The 18,475-nt window shown below is 44.8% G+C and carries 16 protein-coding genes and 1 other annotated feature; of the genes, 6 read left to right on the top strand and 10 right to left on the bottom strand.

Features of this window, described 5'->3' with window-relative positions; genetic code table 11:
* The first annotated feature begins 181 nt into the window (after positions 1 to 181).
* From IGJ15_RS02035 to dhaL, 4 genes are all read left to right on the top strand, one after another.
* A complete protein-coding gene (locus IGJ15_RS02035) occupies positions 182 to 2,506 on the top strand; it encodes an HAD-IC family P-type ATPase (RefSeq protein WP_010750001.1) in 2,325 nt (774 codons plus the stop codon).
* 204 nt (positions 2,507 to 2,710) lie between these two features.
* Positions 2,711 to 3,115: a dihydroxyacetone kinase phosphoryl donor subunit DhaM gene (gene dhaM, locus IGJ15_RS02030; protein ID WP_005228160.1), complete on the top strand. Its 405-nt coding sequence runs from the start codon at positions 2,711 to 2,713 to the stop codon at positions 3,113 to 3,115.
* A complete protein-coding gene (gene dhaK, locus IGJ15_RS02025; RefSeq protein WP_010750002.1) occupies positions 3,112 to 4,095 on the top strand; it encodes a dihydroxyacetone kinase subunit DhaK in 984 nt (327 codons plus the stop codon). Before dhaM ends, dhaK begins: the two co-directional genes overlap by 4 nt.
* Before the next feature lie 14 nt (positions 4,096 to 4,109).
* On the top strand, positions 4,110 to 4,715 hold the full coding sequence (gene dhaL, locus IGJ15_RS02020) for a dihydroxyacetone kinase subunit DhaL (RefSeq protein WP_010750003.1): 606 nt from the start codon (positions 4,110 to 4,112) through the stop codon (positions 4,713 to 4,715).
* A gap of 77 nt (positions 4,716 to 4,792) precedes the next feature.
* On the opposite strand, the gene IGJ15_RS02015 is transcribed toward dhaL, so the two are convergent.
* From IGJ15_RS02015 to hisS, 4 genes are all read right to left on the bottom strand, one after another.
* On the bottom strand, positions 4,793 to 6,661 hold the full coding sequence (locus IGJ15_RS02015; protein WP_008379546.1) for an acyltransferase family protein: 1,869 nt from the start codon (positions 6,659 to 6,661) through the stop codon (positions 4,793 to 4,795).
* A gap of 198 nt (positions 6,662 to 6,859) precedes the next feature.
* Positions 6,860 to 7,735 carry a YitT family protein gene (locus IGJ15_RS02010; RefSeq protein WP_010750004.1) on the bottom strand — a complete coding sequence of 292 codons (876 nt, stop codon included), beginning with the start codon at positions 7,733 to 7,735 and terminating at the stop codon, positions 6,860 to 6,862.
* 155 nt (positions 7,736 to 7,890) lie between these two features.
* Complete coding sequence (aspS, locus tag IGJ15_RS02005) at positions 7,891 to 9,666, bottom strand: aspartate--tRNA ligase (RefSeq protein ID WP_010750005.1); 1,776 nt, start codon at positions 9,664 to 9,666, stop codon at positions 7,891 to 7,893.
* A gap of 11 nt (positions 9,667 to 9,677) precedes the next feature.
* The gene (gene hisS, locus IGJ15_RS02000; RefSeq protein WP_010750006.1) at positions 9,678 to 10,976 is read right to left on the bottom strand and encodes a histidine--tRNA ligase; all 1,299 of its coding nucleotides are present in this window, start codon (positions 10,974 to 10,976) and stop codon (positions 9,678 to 9,680) included.
* Between the two features lie 532 nt (positions 10,977 to 11,508).
* Positions 11,509 to 11,716: a binding site (T-box leader), on the bottom strand.
* 189 nt (positions 11,717 to 11,905) lie between these two features.
* Between hisS and IGJ15_RS01995 the strand changes: the two genes are divergently transcribed.
* Positions 11,906 to 12,340: an acyl-CoA thioesterase gene (locus IGJ15_RS01995; RefSeq protein WP_008379539.1), complete on the top strand. Its 435-nt coding sequence runs from the start codon at positions 11,906 to 11,908 to the stop codon at positions 12,338 to 12,340.
* A 90-nt stretch (positions 12,341 to 12,430) separates the two neighbouring features.
* Positions 12,431 to 12,601 (top strand): hypothetical protein, encoded by a 171-nt coding sequence (locus IGJ15_RS01990; RefSeq protein WP_008379536.1) that lies wholly within the window; start codon positions 12,431 to 12,433, stop codon positions 12,599 to 12,601.
* A gap of 68 nt (positions 12,602 to 12,669) precedes the next feature.
* On the opposite strand, the gene IGJ15_RS01985 is transcribed toward IGJ15_RS01990, so the two are convergent.
* The 6 genes from IGJ15_RS01985 to IGJ15_RS01960 form a co-directional block, all read right to left on the bottom strand.
* Positions 12,670 to 13,308 carry a PepSY domain-containing protein gene (locus IGJ15_RS01985; RefSeq protein WP_010750007.1) on the bottom strand — a complete coding sequence of 213 codons (639 nt, stop codon included), beginning with the start codon at positions 13,306 to 13,308 and terminating at the stop codon, positions 12,670 to 12,672.
* Positions 13,309 to 13,415: 107 nt separating this feature from the next.
* Positions 13,416 to 14,774, bottom strand: a complete 1,359-nt coding sequence (locus IGJ15_RS01980) for a sensor histidine kinase (RefSeq protein ID WP_010750008.1) — start codon at positions 14,772 to 14,774, stop codon at positions 13,416 to 13,418.
* Positions 14,764 to 15,471: a response regulator transcription factor gene (locus IGJ15_RS01975; RefSeq protein ID WP_010750009.1), complete on the bottom strand. Its 708-nt coding sequence runs from the start codon at positions 15,469 to 15,471 to the stop codon at positions 14,764 to 14,766. The genes IGJ15_RS01980 and IGJ15_RS01975 overlap by 11 nt, the downstream gene beginning before the upstream one ends.
* A gap of 141 nt (positions 15,472 to 15,612) precedes the next feature.
* Positions 15,613 to 17,049 carry an ABC transporter ATP-binding protein gene (locus IGJ15_RS01970; protein WP_010750010.1) on the bottom strand — a complete coding sequence of 479 codons (1,437 nt, stop codon included), beginning with the start codon at positions 17,047 to 17,049 and terminating at the stop codon, positions 15,613 to 15,615.
* Positions 17,046 to 17,747 carry an energy-coupling factor transporter transmembrane component T gene (locus IGJ15_RS01965; protein ID WP_010750011.1) on the bottom strand — a complete coding sequence of 234 codons (702 nt, stop codon included), beginning with the start codon at positions 17,745 to 17,747 and terminating at the stop codon, positions 17,046 to 17,048. Before IGJ15_RS01965 ends, IGJ15_RS01970 begins: the two co-directional genes overlap by 4 nt.
* A complete protein-coding gene (locus IGJ15_RS01960; RefSeq protein WP_010750012.1) occupies positions 17,744 to 18,343 on the bottom strand; it encodes an MptD family putative ECF transporter S component in 600 nt (199 codons plus the stop codon). The genes IGJ15_RS01965 and IGJ15_RS01960 overlap by 4 nt, the downstream gene beginning before the upstream one ends.
* Positions 18,344 to 18,475 lie beyond the last annotated feature (132 nt).

Below are 18,475 nucleotides of genomic sequence, written 5' to 3'. Positions count from 1 at the left end.
AAAGTCGATGGTGCGGTTTGTTCCCCCATTTTTTTTCTTTCTTTAAAAGAACACGTGTTGATTGTTTAAGATTTTAATTAATTTTATCGCTATTTTCCTCGCAACGATTGCATTGCCTTTTTCGAATGCTAGACTAGATAAAGGAATCAGAAAGAAATGAACAAATGAAATGGAGATGCTTATGACTCAATTACCCACCGGCTTGACTGCAGCAGAAGTCGCCAAGAAAACCCAAGAGGGGCTGCACAATGATTATGAAACCAAAACCAGTAAATCAACTGCTGCGATCATCAAGGACAATTTACTGACGTTATTCAATTTTCTCAACCTATTGATTGGCGTTTTTTTATTTGCCGTAGGCGCCTATTCCAACATGTTCTACTTAGCGATTATTTTTGTGAATATCACCATTGGGATCAGCCAAGAATTGCACGCACGTAATTTAGTAAAAAAACTCTCACTTGTTTCACCGCAAACGGTACGAGTGATTCGAGATAGTCAAACCCATGAGATTTCAGCCAAAGAATTGGTCTTAGAAGACTCAGTCATTCTTGGTGCTGGGGACCAAATCCCCGCTGACATGACGGTGCTTTCTGGACTAGTCGAAGTCAATGAAGCGATGCTGACTGGTGAAGCCGATCTGGTTGTCAAAGAAGCAGGTGCTTCCTTACTCTCAGGAAGTTTCATCGTCAGCGGTGAAGTGACAGGAAAAGTCATTCATGTCGGTGCTGAAAACTACGCAGCGAAACTAAGCAATGAGGCGAAGGTCCACAAACCGATCCGCTCTGAGCTGCTTGCTTCGATCCGTAGTGTGTCCAAATTCACTAGCTATGTGATCGTTCCTTTAGGGGTGATCTTGTTCTTCCAAGCCTTTATGATGCGAGATGCTGGAATCAAGGAATCCGTCGTCGTTTCTGCCGCTGCCTTATTAGGAATGTTACCAAAAGGACTTGTCCTGCTGATCAGTATCGCCTTGACGACAGGTGTCATTAAATTGGCCAAAAAACGGATTTTGGTCCAAGACATGTATGCCGTTGAAACCTTAGCGCATGTCGATACCCTTTGTCTGGATAAGACGGGGACGTTGACGGAAGGCCATATGGTTCTCGAATCGATCGTTCCTCTCCAAGCCGACAGCGACCCTAACATGCTCTTAGGGAATTATTTGGCAGCCAGCACAGATAACAATTTGACGATGCAAGCATTGCGTCAAGGCTGCCCTGAGCTAACGGATCATCAGCCGATCGAAGTCGCTGCCTTTTCTTCACAGCGCAAATGGGGTGCTGTAGCTTTTGAACATCTAGGAAATGTCTATCTTGGCGCACCTGAAAAAGTCGCTGGCTCTGCTGCCTTGCCGCAAGTCAAAGAAGCGCAAGAAGCAGGTCTGCGAGTGTTGATTTTAGCCGTAGAGACCGATCCAAAAGCGCCAGCATCCTTTGACCCAAGCAATGCACAAGCGGTGGCAGTCTTGATTTTATCTGATATCATCCGCCAAAACGCTGAAGAAACCTTGGCTTACTTAGCCGATCAAGGCATCGATCTAAAGGTAATCTCTGGCGATAATCCAATAGCTGTCGCTGCGATCGCCCATCGTGCAGGTCTTGCGAATGCCGATCAAGCTATCGATCTTTCTACCTTAACGACCGAAGCAGAAGTCCGAGAAGCTGCGACACGCTATACGGTCTTTGGTCGTGTGACCCCTGAACAAAAGAAACTGCTTGTCCAAGAATTAAAAGCCAATCACCGGACCGTTGCTATGACGGGCGATGGCGTCAATGACGTGTTGGCGCTGCGGGAAGCCGACGTTAGTATTGCGATGGCTGCTGGCGACAGTGCGGCTCGTCAAATCGCTAACTTTGTCTTATTGGATTCTGACTTTACTACGTTGCCAGATGTTTTATTTGAAGGACGCCGCGTCGTCAATAACGTCACCAAAGCGTCGGGGATCTTCTTTATCAAGACGATTTACAGCTTCTTGCTCTCTTTGGTTTGTATCCTGACATCCAGCGCCTTTCCGTTCTTGCCGATCCAAATCACATTGATCGACTTAGCAATTGAAGGCTATCCATCATTCTTCCTTTCCTTTGAAGAAAACAAAGCACCGATCAAGGGGCGCTACTTGCCGACGGTCTTACTCAATGCATTACCAAATGCCTTGTTGGTGTTAGTCAATTACTTTGCGATCCGCTTTTTACAAACCGACTACGGTTGGTCGCAATTTGATACGACGACCTTGTTGTACTATTTGTTGATCGGGATCAGCTGTATCGCTGTGATTCGCGCTTGCTTGCCGTTAAATCCATTGCGATTGTTCTTAGCGATTACCACTACCGTGGGGATCTATGTCGCAGCAATGCTTTTCCACGGATTGCTGGAAGTCGGTTTCTTGACCGCCGTAACATTGCCTTACTTCCTTGGCATGATGGCATTGAACATCTGCCTGTACGTGGGGCTTTCTTTCCTAACGAAGCGCTTTTCAGCCAAAGTGCTCGTTAAACAATCCTAATTGATTTTACCGCATCGCTCTTTCTTGCTTTGTCCAGAAAGACGATGCTGTTTTTTTGTCCTCTCCATAGGTGCAACCATACAAGAAGAAAGAAATTTGGTATACTGAACCTGTAGGCGGTTTCAACAAGGACGGTGTTTCTTTGGAAAAGGCAACCCCCTTGTCAAACAGCCAAATTTAATCAGAAAGTGTTGGTGAAATTGGATGAAAAAAAGTATTTTACTCGTTTCTCACAGTCAGCAACTCACCGAAGGATTAAAACAGATGATCGAAGAAATGGCTGACGGCGAGTCAGTCACGATCTATTCTTTAGGCGGGACAGCAGAAGGAGAGCTGGGTTCTGACGCCACGAAAATCGTGGATGCCGTCAACGAATCCGCAGACGCTGAACTGATCTTAGTCTTTGCCGATCTAGGCAGTGCCGTTTTGAATGCCGAACTTGCATACGACATGCTGGAACCTCAGCAACAAGAACGCTATCACCTGATCGACGCGCCGCTGGTGGAAGGTGCCTTTGCTGCAGCGATCACCGCTGGTTTCAGTGATGATTTGGCACAAATCGTTGCAGAAGCAAAAAAAGCAGCCGAGAAAGGATGGCATGAAGCATGAAAAAAATCATTAATGATCCCTCAATGATCGTAGAAGAAATGTTGGCTGGTATCGTAGGCAGTTATCCTGAACTGGTCCATCAAGTCGCCGACTCACGGGTGATCGCTAAGAATAATCAAAAAGAACAAGTCGGTCTTGTTTCTGGCGGTGGGAGCGGACATGAGCCGGCGCATGCTGGCTTTGTCGGTGATGGGATGCTTAGCGCCGCCGTTTTAGGCGATGTCTTCACCTCCCCGACCCCCGACCAGATTTTGACGGCTATCCAAGATTCTGATCAAGGACAAGGCGTCTTGTTGATCGTCAAAAACTATACTGGCGATATCTTGAACTTTGAGATGGCCAAAGATATGGCAGAAATGGAAGAGATCACGACGGAGATCGTGGTCGTGGATGATGATATCGCTGTTGAAAATAGCACCTATACTGCTGGCAAACGAGGAGTTGCCGGTACGGTCTTAGTCCACAAGATTTTAGGCGCAGCTGCTCGTAATGGTGCCAGCTTAAGCGAATTAAAAACACTGGGCGATGCCTTGGTTGCATCGATCAAAACCATTGGGGTCGCATTAAAAGCGGCAACAGTTCCTGAAGTTGGGAAACCAGGTTTTGACTTAGCCGATGATGAGATCGAGTATGGCGTGGGTATCCACGGCGAACCTGGTTACCGTCGTGAAAAACTGAAACCCTCACGTGAACTAGCACAAGAGTTGGTGGAAAAAATCTTAGCGGATTATGAAAAGACCCCAGAAAAAGTCGGTGTCTTGATCAACGGTATGGGTGGTACGCCGCAAATGGAGCTGTTCGTTTTTGCCAATGATGTCGCGAAATTACTCGCAGAAAAAGACATACCTGTCTCCTTCCATAAAGTCGGCAATTTCATGACTTCCATCGATATGCAGGGACTTTCACTGACCTTGATCGACTTCAGCGAAACGGATCACACCGATGCGTTAAATGAAGCCGTCACAACAATAGCCTGGTAAAGGAGCGAATAGAGATGCAATTGACAACAGAAATGGTGCAAGCATGGTTAGATACCTTCACAAAAGAAATCGAAGCAAACAAAGCCTATTTGAGCGATTTAGATACACCGATCGGCGACGGGGACCATGGCAACAATATGGCACGCGGCGTAGCTGCTTATCAAGAAGCTTATGCCAAACAACAGCCAACGACGATCAGTGATACCTTTAAAGTCTTCTCGATGGCAATAATCTCAAAAGTCGGCGGCGCTTCGGGTCCCCTTTATGGTTCGGCGTTTATGAATATGACCAAAGCAACGAAGGAACTAGAAACGATCGACTCCTTTGAACAATTAGGTACGATCGTTGAAGAAGGTTTGACGGGCATCAAAATGCGGGGAAAAGCTGAGTTTGAAGACAAAACGATGGTCGATGTCTGGCAACCTGTCGCAGAAGCCTTGAAAAAAGGGGAATTGACCAAAGACACGATCGAAGCAGCGAAAGAACATACCAAAGAACTCGTTGCTAAAAAAGGCCGTGCCTCTTATGTTGGTGAACGTGCCATCGGTCATATCGATCCCGGATCGGCTTCTAGTGCGATTTTGTTTGACTCACTATTAACGGTGATAGAAAAGAATTAAAAAACGATGCTCTTACAAAGCACCGTTTAAGACAAAAGACAAACCTTATGATTGCGTAAGGTTTGTCTTTTTCTTGTTTATTCCTCTTGTAAAATCGTTTGGGCAACTAGCTTCACGTATTGATCCATGCCATCTGGATTTGGATGGACCCGATCTTCATAGAACCATGACTCTTGGTCATTACTCAAATCATACCAATCGATCAAGGTCATATTGTCGTATTTTTCCGCCATGCGCTCCAACATCCGATTGACTTCATTTTGCCAACGCTGTGTCGGTACCCGCACATTGATCCAGTAGACTTTGCGATCACCGATCTCATTCATAAAGCTGTCAAATTGGGCTTCTGTAAAGGAACCATTCGTCCCTAGCCCCACAAGGACGGTATCCCGCAAAAGATTTTTTTCTTTCAAGTCTTTGATCAATTCAGGGCTCGCATACAGCTGGCGCCCAACATCCCCATCAACTACCGCTTGGGTAAAGACTTCTTTCAAGTCAGCCGTTGCATCCAGCATCACGGAATCACCAAAAGCCGTGATTTCAAGAGATTCTGCTTTTTTCACTTGGGCTGCTGTTAAATCATATTTTTCCATGATATTTTTTTCATCTTCACTTGTGTTCGCCTCATCGTCTGCTTCATTGCCTTCAGCATTCGCATTTTTTTGCGATTGCTCTGCCGCTTTTTTATTGGCCGCAATGTTGTCTTTCAACTGCTGCTGCTGGGCATCGACATAATTCGTCGGTGCGGTCACGACGCCAAACAAAGCAACGAGGGTAATCAGTAAGCTGGGCACTAACCACGGTTTTTTCCAACTAAAAATCGGTTTACTGAACCAACCGCGGACCGTTCTGAATGTGTCTTTGTACTGGAATTTACGCATTGGGTTTTCGATAAACCGATAGGACAATTCACTGATAAACAAGATCAAGAATAGTTCCACTAACGTGTGCATCAGCACGTTCTCCCCGATATTCCCCACTTTTGCTTCGTAAAAAATCATCACTGGAAATTGATACAAATAGATCCCATAACTGCGCTTGCCGATATAACTGAAAATCGGATTACTCAATACCCGATTCAAGCTGGCTCCGGGATGAGCGGTGACTGCCACAAGAATCGTACATAGGATACTGATCAAGAACATGCCGCCATAATAGACAAAAGTCAAATGATCATCTAAGAAAAAGAACGCTGCGATCAGACCAGCCAAGGAAGCAAAGCCAGAGATATTCAAGACCCGTTTGGCTTTTTGCGGTATCTCTTTCTTCAAATGGGTACTTGGCCAAATGAATGCTAAGGCACTCCCCATCCAGATCGAAAAGAGCCGCGTATCCGTTCCATAATAGACCCGTGTCGGATCAGCGCCTGGTGTGTAAAGGACTGCTAACAGAATTGCCGACAAAATCGTGACTGCGGCAGTAAATTTAAAGGCGCGATGCCTCTGCTTGCCGATTTTCATCAGCAAAATAAATACTAAAGGCCAAATCAGATAGTTCTGTCCCTCCACAGCCAGCGACCACAGATGGGTAAAGGGGGATTCATTACCGAACCGATCAAAATAGGATAACCCATGATTGATCTGCCACCAGTTGTTGTAATAAAGCAACGAGCTAACAAAAACCCCGCGCAAATTATTCAACAGGTTTCGCTGGAACAACGTGATATACGCTGCTGAGATAAGCAGCATCACCACCATTCCTGGATAGAGCCGTTTCATCCGCCGAACATAAAAATCTTTGACTTTGATTTTGCCGTTTTGATCCCACTCTTGCCTCAGCAAGTCAGTGATTAAATAACCTGATACGACAAAGAATACTGGAACTCCTAAATACCCGCCTCGCATATGAGTAGGTAGTAAATGATATAAAATAACGCCGATGACTGCCAAGGTTCGAATGCCGTCAAACCCGGTAATATAGCGGCTTGTGCTTAAACGTTTATTCATTTTTCAACCACTTTTCTCTAATTGATCCAATTGTTTCATAAAAAAACAATTTCAGCATGAACGCTATTGATTCCATACTCTCATAATTTACCAGAAATCCCCCATATAAAGCTAGCAACATCTGCTATATTTCAAAAAAATTAATTTTTGGCGAAAAAAAAGTACTTCTATAAAGAAATACTTTTTTCAACTCCTTTTTCACAGTTCTTCTTCATAAAAGCGACCCAAAATCTGGACATTTTCTGCAATACTGACAAAGGCTTTTGGATCGGCTTCTTTCATGGCACTGCGCAGCATCGGCAGTTCAAAGCGTGTCACTACCGTCAGCAAAACCGTTTGTTTGTCATGCTTGTACGCCCCTTCGGCTTCATTGATGATGGTAATCCCTCGCCGCATATGTTTTTGGATCGTTTGAATGACTTCTTCTGGGTTGCGGGTGATGATCGTCACCTGCATTTTCTTTTGCTTCGTAAAGACCGCATCCGTCACTTTTCCACTGACAAAAATCGCGATCGCACTATACAACGCATATTGCCAGCCAAACAAGATCCCTGCGGCGAACAAAATAACAATGTTAAAGAAAATCGATATCGAGCCGATCGTCTTCCCTGTCCGTTTGCGGATGGCAATGCTGACAAAATCCAGCCCTCCTGAAGAAAGACCATTCTTCAAGGCGTAGCCGATCCCCACCCCGTTGATGGCACCACCGAAAATCGCACAGATCATCGGGTCCGTCGTAACGGTTTCTTCGGGCAAAATTTGCACGAATAAGGAGGTGAGTAAAACAGTAATTCCAGTAAAAATCGTAAACTTGTGGCCGATCTTAAACCAACCTAGAAAAAATAATGGCACATTCAACAATAATAGCGCAAGGGACAAGGGGATATAAAATCCGAGCCCTTCTCTTGAGATCGTGGTGATGATCTGAGCGACACCCGTAATGCCGCTGGAATAAATATTACCTGGTTGATAGAAGAAATTAACCGCAATCGATGCCAGCAGCGCATAGACGATCGAAAACGAAAGTTTGTTGGCGTATTCTGGATGAGGGAGCCATTTAAACAGAGGAGTCATTGCATTTCATAGCCTCACTTTTTTGATTTGCCTTTATTATACTTCAGCTCATAAAAAAAGAAACGAGCAATGAAAGAAATGGATGAATTCTCATGAACTTTTTTCATTCATTCACCAATTTCTATTTCATCACTCATTTCATCATGGTTTAACGCTTATTCGTTTTCTTCAACCGTTGTTACATCGATGTTCAAGTCAAACAATTGCATTGGCGAAACGGTACTTGGCGCTTGAGACATTGGATCAGCTGCTTTCCCATTTTTAGGGAAAGCAATGACTTCGCGAATGTTTTCTTCGCCAGCCAAGAGCATCACTAATCGGTCTAACCCAAGGGCGATGCCGCCATGTGGTGGGAACCCATAATCCAAAGCATCCAATAAGAAGCCAAATTGATTTTGCATCTCGCGACGTGAGAAGCCTAGCGCTTCAAACATTTGCTCTTGCACTTCCCGTGTATGGATACGCAATGATCCGCCACCTAGCTCGTAACCGTTTAGCACGATATCGTAGGCTTGCGCATAGACTTTTGAAGGGTCTGTCGTTAACAACGGCAGATCGCTTTCTTTTGGCAATGTGAATGGATGGTGAGCAGAAACGTAGCGGCCTGCTTCTTCATCGTATTCAAATTGCGGCCAGTCAGTGACCCATAGGAAGTTGAATTTGCTCTCGTCGATCAAGCCTAATTCTTTTCCTAATTTATTACGGATCGCCCCCAATGTTGCTGAAACGATCTCAAAGGAATCGGCACCAAACATCAGAATATCGCCAACTTCCGCATTGGCTGCTGCAATGATCGCGTCGGTCGCTTCTGTCAAGAATTTAGCGATCGGTCCTTTCAATCCATCTTCTTCAACTTTGACCCATGCCAATCCTTTGGCACCAAATTGACCAGCGTAATGGCCTAGATTGTCCATGTCTTTTCTGGAGTATTTGTCTGCAGCCCCTTTGGCGTTCAAGACTTTCACAACGCCGCCTTTTTCAAGAGCCATTTGGAAGACTTTAAAATCAACGTCTTTCACAACTTCTGATAAGTCGATAAGCTCCATGTCAAACCGTGTATCTGGTTTGTCACTGCCGTAGCGTCCCATTGCCTCATCATAGGTCATCCGTGGGAATGGCAAGGTAACTTCGATGCCTTTGACTTCTCGCATCACTTTTGCCAACAGCTCTTCCGTATAGGTTTGGATTTCTTCTGCCGTCAAGAAAGAGGTTTCGATATCGACTTGGGTAAATTCTGGTTGACGGTCGCCCCGCAAATCTTCGTCACGGAAGCAACGTACGATTTGATAGTAGCGATCGAAGCCAGCACCCATCAATAACTGTTTAAAAATTTGTGGTGATTGCGGCAACGCATAGAAATGACCTGGATAGATCCGTGAAGGAACCAAATAATCCCGCGCACCCTCTGGTGTTGATTTTCCTAGATAAGGTGTTTCGATATCCAAGAAGTCGTTCGTATCTAAGAAATTGCGGATCGCTTGCGTCGTTTTCGCCCGCATCACGATGTTGTTCGTCATTTTTGGACGACGCAAGTCTAAATAACGGTATTTCATGCGAATCTCATCGCCAACGGTTTGATCATCTTCAATCAAGAAGGCTGGTGTTTTTGCAGTGTTTAAAATCGTGATTTCGCTGATCATCACTTCATAGGCACCTGTCACCATTTTCGGATTGATGGCTTCTGGTGCACGATTGATGACTTGACCTGTTACTTCTAACACATATTCACTGCGGCATTTGTCCGCGATTTCCCAGGCTTCTTTCGAAACCTCAGGATTGAAGACGATTTGCACGATCCCTTCTCGGTCGCGCAAGTCAATAAAGATCACGCCCCCTAAGTCACGGCGCTTTTGCACCCAGCCTTTTAGAGTTACTGTCTGGTTTAAATGGGTCTCATTTACTAACCCGCAATATACTGTACGTTTTGTCATTCTTTTTCTCCTCACTCAAACATTTTGGTTGTCATTTCATCGTAGATCTCATCGAAGCGGGCATAAAGATCCGCTAACGAAAATTGTTTTTCTTCACGGCTTGCCATGGATTTGATATTGATCACTTGTTCTGCTAATTCTGTTTCGCCTAGAGTCAGAACCAACCGTGCTCCTTGTTTATCAGCAGATTTAAACTGGGCTTTGGCTTTACGATCCATGAAATCACGATCGGCAGAAAAACCGAAATTACGAATCGCTTGCACGACTTTCAACGCTTCTAAATTGGTTTCTTGTCCCAAACCAACCACATACGCATCTAACTCATTCAAAGCAGGAATCACAACTTCTTCGGCTTCCATAGTGATCAATAAACGTTCGATCCCTAAAGCAAAACCAAAACCAGGTGTTTCTGGTCCGCCTAGCTCTTCCACTAAATGATTGTAACGACCGCCGGCACAGATGGTGGCTTGCGCCCCCATTTTTGGTGCATCACTCATGATCTCAAAAATCGTGTGGGTATAATAATCCAGACCGCGCACCATATTTGAATCGATCTCATAAGGGATCTCCAACGCATCCAGCATACTCGTTACGGTTTCAAAATGTGCCTTGGCATCTGGTGTTAAGTAGTCTAGGATCGATGGTGCATCCGCCACGAATTTTTGGTCTCGCTTGTCCTTGCTGTCAAGGACCCGCAAAGGATTTTCATGCAAGCGGCGTTTTGAATCCTCACTAAGCTCCGCTTCATGGGGCGCTAGATAATCGATCAACGCTTGCCGATAGTTTTGGCGTGTTTCTTTATCGCCTAATGAATTGATGACCAAGCGCAATTGACTCAGTCCTAATTGACGATAAAAATCCATTGCCATCGCCATTGTCTCAACATCGGTCGCTGGATTTGCTGAACCGAAAACTTCGACACCGATTTGGTGGAATTGACGCAAACGGCCTTTTTGCGGACGTTCATAACGGAACATTGGTCCCATGTAAAACACTTTATAAGGCTTCGTATGTTCTGGTCCGAATAGTTTGTTTTCGACATAAGAACGAGCGATCGGTGCGGTGCCTTCTGGACGCAACGTCACATGACGCTCTCCTTTATCGTAGAAATCATACATTTCTTTTGAAACGATATCCGTTGTGTCCCCGACACTGCGGGCGATCACTTCAAAGTGCTCAAAAATCGGTGTCCGAATTTCGTTGAATTGATAATCGCGAAACACTAAGCGTGCTGTTTCTTCCACAAATTGCCATTTTTCGGATTCTCCTGGCAAAATATCGTTGGTTCCTTTTGGACGTTGGTAACTCATCGTATGCATCCTCCTATTTGTTTCATGGTTGCCCATGTTCTTTGCTTTCATTGCTTGTTTGCTTATTCACCTATTGCTTGTTGCTCATTGATGTGGGTGGGTTGTTCTCGTGTTTGACTTTTGGGTTATTGCGCTCTTTGCCGTTGGTTGCTGGTCATGGTTTCGTTGGCTTCGACTGCAATTGAACAAAGCAAAAATGCCAGGTACAGCTTTCATTTCTCACTTCCTGCGTCAATCAACGTGATTCCTAGTTTGGTTACTACGCTCCCTACGTCGCCTAGTACTGTTCATCATCTATTCTGTCTTGCTCCGCAAGCCAATCATTGTGATTCCTAGTTTGGTTACTACGCTCCCTACCGTCGCCTAGTACTGTTCATCATCTATTCTGTCTTGCTCCGCAAGCCAATCATTGTGATTTCTAGTTCGGTTACTACGCTCCCTGTGGTCGCCTAGTACTGTTCATCATCTGCTCTGTTCCGCTTTGCGGACCAGTCGCAGTGATTCACAGCAAAAAACTCGCCCTTGTTTTTTATACAAGGGCGAGTTTTGATTACACGCGGTACCACCTAAATTCGAGAAATGTTCTTCTCCTTCGCTCGATTAACGCTCGGTCACGGAACAGCTTTTCTTCTGTTCATCTCCAGATTGTCTTTCCTTTACACGTCCTAAACTGCTTTCAGCCGGGGCAGTTTTCTCTTTTAAGGAATAGAATAAAGTACTCGATCCTTCACTGATTTTTGATATTATCTATAAACTACAAGAAAGCTATGAAAAAGTCAAGGTGTTTCACTGTCTTTTTCACTCCGCTGCTCTCTAGTAGCATTTTCTCTAGTGGCCAACGCAAAGAAGCTCTCCTTCTGTTTGCTTTTCTTCCTTTTTGCGTTATGCTGAATAACGAAGGTTTTGTTTCTATGAAAGGAGCTGTTTTTATGTCTTTATATTCAGGCTATATCCGTCAACCACACTACTATGAGACCGATCAAATGGCGATCATCCATCACGCCAATTATATCCGCTGGTTTGAAGAAGCCCGCGTGGAATTACTCGCGTTTTTGGATTTACCGTATCATACCATCGAAGAAGCGGGCTTGATCGTTCCCGTGCTGGAAGTCAGTGCGCAATACAAAACGATGATTCGTTACGAAGATGAGGTGCGAATCGATGTTTTGGTCGACAAATATACTGGCACGCGTTTGGATTTTCGCTATGAGATCTACAAAACTAGTGATGGTCAGTTGGCAACGACGGGGACTTCAAAGCATTGTTTTTTAGCAAAAGAGACCAATCGCATCGTGCAGCTGAAGCGTAGTTTTCCTGAAATCCATCAACGATTTGCTGATTATGCTGCCCTGTCAGGGGAATAATCAATTCTGATCACTCATTTAAGTCAAAATCCTTGCTTTTTGAAACGGCTTTCGTATAATCAAAAGTAATTTCAGGGAAGGATGATGGCGATGTACGTGATTAAAGTTTTGCATGGTTACATTGGCAAAGATGGTCGTCGCACTCGTGAAAAAATTCCAGACAAGTTATGGGTCTTTGAAGATCGGAAGCAGTCCGAAGCATTTGCAGATAAAATTGGTGGTCGCGTCAAACCGTTAACTGAAGTCAAACAGCATACGTAAAAAAATAAGCCGTTATCGTCTTTTGCGCATAGACGATAGCGGCTTATCTTTTTTACTGCGAAACAGGATTAGTCATCCAATTCGGTTTCTAGTACTTCACCTGTTTGGGCATTGATTTTCACATCTGTTTGTTTGTTGCCATCTTCTACTTTGACTTCCCAATAAGTTACATTCATTTCTTTGTCTAATGACCAATCTGTTGCTTGACCACCGCCAGCTTCTTTCACGGCGATATCAGAAATTTCTTCCAATGAAAGCAAGTTGGTTAGGTCCAATTGATCGGCATCTTTTTTGACACCGTTTTGTTCATCGGCATCCAATTTTTCCGTTCTTTCTTCAGAAGTTTCTTTGGTTTCTGCATCGATCTTTAATTCAAACTCATTCGTGTCATCCACGCCTTCTACTTGGTAGAAGTAATTGCCAAAAGAAGTATCCAAATCAATCGAAGTGATCGCTGCATCTGGGTATTTGTCTTGGAATATTTGGATCGCTTCTTCTACGGTCACCGTAGGTAAGCCGCCATTGGCGATCGCTGCACTGCTTGAAGAGCTGTCTGTTGCTTGTGACGACGTTGTTTCACTTGATGAGGCAACTGCTGTGCTTGAGCTGCTGTTTTGCGCAGGTTCTGAATTTCCAGTGTTGTTTTGTGTACATCCTGCCAATAATCCTAATGCGGCAATTCCGAATAAAATAGTTGTTTTTTTCATGTTTCATTCCTCCAATTGTTTGTGTATTCCTTTTTTCTATATATTTAGAATAACAAGTTCCTCATGAAAAAGAATCAAAAATGCTTGAAGAAAATCTAAAAAAATCTTCATCTTTCTCTTTCATTTGGAAAGGCAAGTTTAAAGATACTGCCTTGCGGTTGATTGTCTGTCACGGTAATTTTGGCATGATACTTGTCTGCCAGCTGTTTTACCAGTGAAAGCCCGATGCCTGAACCAGCAATCTGGCTGGAACGAGAATCTTCTACTCGATAGAACCGTTCGAAAATCAAGGCTTTCTTATCATCGGGAATCCCAATGCCAAAATCGGCGACGGTCAAAGACATCTGTCTCTGCTCTTGCGTCAAGGTCACATGAATCGGCTGATCGGCAGGTGAATACTTCGCGGCATTTTCTAACAGGTTTTGGATGATTTGCTGGAAGTCACGTTTATGCCCACGTTTCATACATTGGTTCTCCACAAAATATTCAATCGATTGCGGAACGATCGTCGCTTGTTTTTCACACTCTTCTCGGACGATCTGGGAAACATCAACAAAGGTCATTTCATCTTGGGATTGATTTTTTTCTAGGTCCAACAATTGATTGCTCAATGTTTCCAAACGCTTCGACTCTTTGTCGATAAACGCCATTGAGGAAGGAATGACTTCGGGATGTTTGGTTCCACGCCGCTGGATCAATTGGACATGTCCGCGAATCGCAGCTAAAGGTGTTCGCAGCTCATGGGAAGCATCGGCAACGAACCGTTTTTCCCGCTCGATCGTCTCTCGCTGTTCTTTCAATAATTTATTAAAGGCCAATGCCACCGAACGAATCTCGATGGGCTCTTCAGAAACCGTCAGTTCTCCTGTTCGACTTTGTTCAATGGCAGCAATTTCTTGCGCCATACCCGTAAGCTTCTGACTCCATTTCCCGACACTCCAATAAATCAGCAGACTGCCCACGACAACAGCGATCAGATTCAAGAAACTGCTGATCATAAAGAGGCCATAGGCTAATTCCACACTATCCTCCCCATTGATAGCGATCGTCACCTGATCCCCATCGACTTCTTGGGTTTTCGTGTAATAGATGCCCTCCTCTGTAAAAACGATGTCTTCGAGAAAAGGAATCACTCGCCCTTGATTGATATCGGCAAAAATCTCTTCCGCATCTTCTGATGAAACGACACTGCCATCGGCTAAGATCACTTGCAGGGCGTCTTCTTCATCTGCCGAGACATAGGCATTGACGAGAAAGTCCCAGGCATCCCCTGATGCCTCACCTTTTTCGATGGCTTCAAGGATGTTGCTGGCACGATTTTCGATATGTTCAAACAAATAACCTACGGATAATAAAATAAACAACAGATTGAAGAGAATCAGCAGACCAAAGAGAATCAAGGAAAAGCGGTTCGTCAATTGAAATTGGGCTGTTTTTCTACGTTGGTTGGCTGATTTATTCTTCATGATCGGTCCTCAAGACATAGCCTAATCCACGAACGGTTGCGATCATTTTGCCTTTGCCGCAAACATCCAGCTTGTTCCGCAGTGTGCGGATATAGACATCTACAACATTCGTTTGGCCGTCGTATTCATAGCCCCAAATCTCATTCAACAGGTCATCTCTCGTTTTGACTACCTCGGGTTCTTTCATCAATTCATATAAAATCCCAAACTCTTTGGGCGTCAACTCAATGGTTTCACCGGCAACCTGAACCAAGTGCTTGGCGATGTCCATCATCAGTTCCCCCGCCACTAATTGGTTTTGCTGGTTCTTTTGTTGTTTGGCTTCTCGTTGCAACCGTCGCTCGATTACCCGAATTCTGGCAAACAGTTCTTCGATTTCAAAAGGTTTCGTTAAATAATCATCTAATCCGACATCAAGCCCCGTCACCACATCGGCGGTTTGATTTCTGGCGGTCATCATCAAAATCGGGATGTCGCTTTCTTTACGTATCCGCCGCGCCACTGTGATGCCGTCATAGATTGGCAGCATCCAATCCAATAAAATCAGATCAAAGACATTTGCTTGCTGATTGAATAAGGTCAATGCCTCTTGCCCATCTTTGGCCCAGACCGTGTCATATCCCTCAAAAGTCAATTCGGTCTGAATAAAACTGGCTAAACTTTCTTCGTCTTCTACTAGCAAGATCTTCAAGGCCATATGCGCTCCTCCTCCTGTTTTGCTTCTATCATAACGGATTTTTTCGAAACTTCCTAACTGATTGAAAGAAAAAAATCATGAAGATTTTTTCATGTTCGAACAAAAAAGACGGCATGAACCAAGGTCCACTCCGTCTTTCATTTATTCCATATTTTTTGCTAGCTGATACGCGCCAACGAGTTCCCCTTGTTGGAGTTGAAGCACGTAAGGACATGCTTCAGCTAAAAACTCACGATCATGACTGATCACCGCTAATAAATCAACTTCTTTGGCAACTGTTCGCAACAGTTTTGCGACTTCTTCCATTTGCTGCAAATCTAACCCACTCGTTGGTTCATCGAAAAACAACAAGCGTTTACCAGAAAGCAGGGCACTGCCGATGGCAACTCGTTGTTTTTCCCCACCCGATAAGCTTTGCGGATGTCGGGCAAGGAGTGGTGTTAAGTGCAACAATGAGACAATTTCTTCAAAACGCGCTGGTTTTTGGGCTTTGATCAGCAGCTCTTTTTCCACCGTTTCAAAAAACAGCTGCAAGTTCACATCCTGCATCACAAGAAAGCTTTCCTGCAGCAGCTGCTTTTGGGTCCGCTTTTGTCCATTGATGGCAAATACTGCTTCTGGGCATTTTTTCAATCCTGACAGGACTTGCACCAACGTACTTTTGCCAGCACCATTTGGTCCAACGATCCCCACAGCTTGCTTCGTCGGCAATTGTAGTTCAGGCAAGTTGAGCGCCCAATTCCTGCTGTTTGCTGAGCGTTTCGATTGCTTGATCTGCAGATGCGTTGCCCTTAATCCAGACTTTTCTGGCAAAGATTCTCGGCAGTGCTGAGTTTCCAATGCCGCCTCGCCTACTTTTCGCAATCCCAACTCGTGAATTGCCTCCTCTGATAGTGACAAAAGCTGAGCTGCTGGATAAGACGCCCGCAATCGTCCTGCTTCTAATAGACAGAAGCGATCTGCCAGTGGCGCCAAATACACCAAGCGGTGTTCGGCGATCACAATGGTTTTCCCTTGTTGTTTTAAAGAAGCCAATCCTTGAGTCAACTTTTGGATCGCTTCTTGATCCAAATTACTGGAAGGCTCATCCAATAAGAACACATCATGGGGCAACATCGTGGCTGCAGCGAGAGCAACCAGCTGCTTCTCCCCACCAGATAGGTCAAAGACACTAGCATCAAGCAATGGGGTCAGGGAAAACTGCTGTGCTACTTCGGTGATTCGCTGCCGAATGTTTTCTGGTGCGACGCCCGCATTTTCCATCGAAAAAGCCAACTCCGAATAGACATCCGTGGTGAAAAATTGCGTCTTGGGGTTTTGAAAGACGACGCCAATCGTCTGGGCATAATGGGAGAAATCGGCAACTGGCAAGTCTGTTTCTCCGACACGGATCTTTCCTTGCACTTCGGCGGGATACAGCTCAGGGATCAAGCCATTCAAAACATTGAGCAAGGTCGATTTTCCGCTGCCGCTAGCGCCGCACAAAACGATGACTTCCCCAGCTGCGACCGTCAAAGAGAGCTCAGATAATACGGTCCGATTTTCTCGTTTCACTGACACTTGTTCTAATGTGATCATCCAAGCCACATCCTTTTCACGATAAAGCCGCCTAATGCTAAAAAGACTAAGCCATCCCACCAGCGCAGCTTCAGTTCGTGGACGGTGGTATGGGGAATTTCTGATGCTAACCCGCGAACCAGGGCCGTAGCGGACAGTTCGGTTGCGGTCTTTTCAGCCGACATCAGTAATGGGATCAAAAAATACTCCGCACTTTGCAGCGGATGAAGCAAGATCGATCCTGCCGACAGCGAGATGCCGCGAAAGCGCATCGCTTGGCGAATACTTTTGAAATCTTGTACCAGTGTGGGGAAAAAACGAAATAAGACTGCCAACGGGACTAATAATACGTTGGGCACGTGCATTTTTTGCAGCGCAGCCATCCACTCACTGTTTTTCGTCCCGCTAATGGCAAAAGCCGCCGCCATGATCGTTGGCAATAAGCGGCGATAACCGACGGAAAAGAAATCCAGCAACACGATTAGTACGTGGTTGCCTTGGCGAAACAAAAAACTATCTGCCATTGTCAGCAAGACAAACACGCCATAGAGCAGCAAGCCTTTTTTCCAAAAGCCGCTGACTATAAATAGCAGCAGCAAGAAAGTGACAAAGGCAAACTCATCGATCCAGCTGATGGTCACCATCATAGTAAAACTAGCAAAGAGAATCACCGCTAATTTGCTGCGGGGATCAAACCTTGTTTTCGACACATTCCTCACCCTTTATGCGATTGGATCGTTGGTTGAAAATGTTTTTCCATCAAGCGACTGCCGATACCTAAACCAGCCACCGCACCAATCAAAACCGCCAATGCACAAAGCCCTAACATCAAATTGGAGGTATGAGCAAACACGCCGGCAATGTAGGTTTCATCTTTTCCACGAGCCACTAATGAATCGATGTAGGCATTTTTCATAAACCACAGGGGTAAGATCGGACCCATCAAGCCAAAACTAAAGACGATATAACTCGCCAGTACGCGAACGTTTCCTTTGAGCTTTGTTTTGTATTGGATCAAATCAGCTGCTAAGGCACAAATCATATTGGGCAAAAAGGCCAATGGAAAATGTCCTGAAATCAAAAAAAAGAGCCCTACCACGGTACCCATAATGGTGATTGCGCCAAATTTCGGTACTTTATTCAATAAAATCAGATAGATAATGCCAGAAAACAAAGCGGTGACTGCTGGAATAAATAAATTATGAAAACCTGGGATCACAAAACGCAAAATCAATAGACAGACGCTCATTAAAAGAAAATAGATCGCTGTATAGATCCCTACTGCAATTAAATCTTGAACCTTTAGTTTTTTCACTGCGTATACGCTCCTTCTTGCAAGCAATCAATGAAAAAACCGTTGCTGCTTGCTTGTACAAACTTATTTTTACAAAGCCTCAGTATAGCACAAAGCAGACGTTTTTATGGGGTGATATGCTTACCAACAGTC

It is taken from the genome of Enterococcus sp. AZ079 (assembly GCF_050547255.1).
Classification (GTDB): domain Bacteria; phylum Bacillota; class Bacilli; order Lactobacillales; family Enterococcaceae; genus Enterococcus_D; species Enterococcus_D casseliflavus.
This window is presented reverse-complemented; position numbering and strand designations above follow the sequence as displayed.

What these genes read in the sequence shown, in the direction of transcription:
- IGJ15_RS02035 (WP_010750001.1), top strand. Translation starts at nt 182, where the DNA reads ATGACTCAATTACCCACCGGCTTGACTGCAGCAGAAGTCGCCAAGAAA.
- dhaM (WP_005228160.1), top strand. Translation starts at nt 2,711, where the DNA reads ATGAAAAAAAGTATTTTACTCGTTTCTCACAGTCAGCAACTCACCGAA.
- dhaK (WP_010750002.1), top strand. Translation starts at nt 3,112, where the DNA reads ATGAAAAAAATCATTAATGATCCCTCAATGATCGTAGAAGAAATGTTG.
- dhaL (WP_010750003.1), top strand. Translation starts at nt 4,110, where the DNA reads ATGCAATTGACAACAGAAATGGTGCAAGCATGGTTAGATACCTTCACA.
- IGJ15_RS02015 (WP_008379546.1), bottom strand. Translation starts at nt 6,661, where the DNA reads ATGAATAAACGTTTAAGCACAAGCCGCTATATTACCGGGTTTGACGGC.
- IGJ15_RS02010 (WP_010750004.1), bottom strand. Translation starts at nt 7,735, where the DNA reads ATGACTCCTCTGTTTAAATGGCTCCCTCATCCAGAATACGCCAACAAA.
- aspS (WP_010750005.1), bottom strand. Translation starts at nt 9,666, where the DNA reads ATGACAAAACGTACAGTATATTGCGGGTTAGTAAATGAGACCCATTTA.
- hisS (WP_010750006.1), bottom strand. Translation starts at nt 10,976, where the DNA reads ATGAGTTACCAACGTCCAAAAGGAACCAACGATATTTTGCCAGGAGAA.
- IGJ15_RS01995 (WP_008379539.1), top strand. Translation starts at nt 11,906, where the DNA reads ATGTCTTTATATTCAGGCTATATCCGTCAACCACACTACTATGAGACC.
- IGJ15_RS01990 (WP_008379536.1), top strand. Translation starts at nt 12,431, where the DNA reads ATGTACGTGATTAAAGTTTTGCATGGTTACATTGGCAAAGATGGTCGT.
- IGJ15_RS01985 (WP_010750007.1), bottom strand. Translation starts at nt 13,308, where the DNA reads ATGAAAAAAACAACTATTTTATTCGGAATTGCCGCATTAGGATTATTG.
- IGJ15_RS01980 (WP_010750008.1), bottom strand. Translation starts at nt 14,774, where the DNA reads ATGAAGAATAAATCAGCCAACCAACGTAGAAAAACAGCCCAATTTCAA.
- IGJ15_RS01975 (WP_010750009.1), bottom strand. Translation starts at nt 15,471, where the DNA reads ATGGCCTTGAAGATCTTGCTAGTAGAAGACGAAGAAAGTTTAGCCAGT.
- IGJ15_RS01970 (WP_010750010.1), bottom strand. Translation starts at nt 17,049, where the DNA reads ATGATCACATTAGAACAAGTGTCAGTGAAACGAGAAAATCGGACCGTA.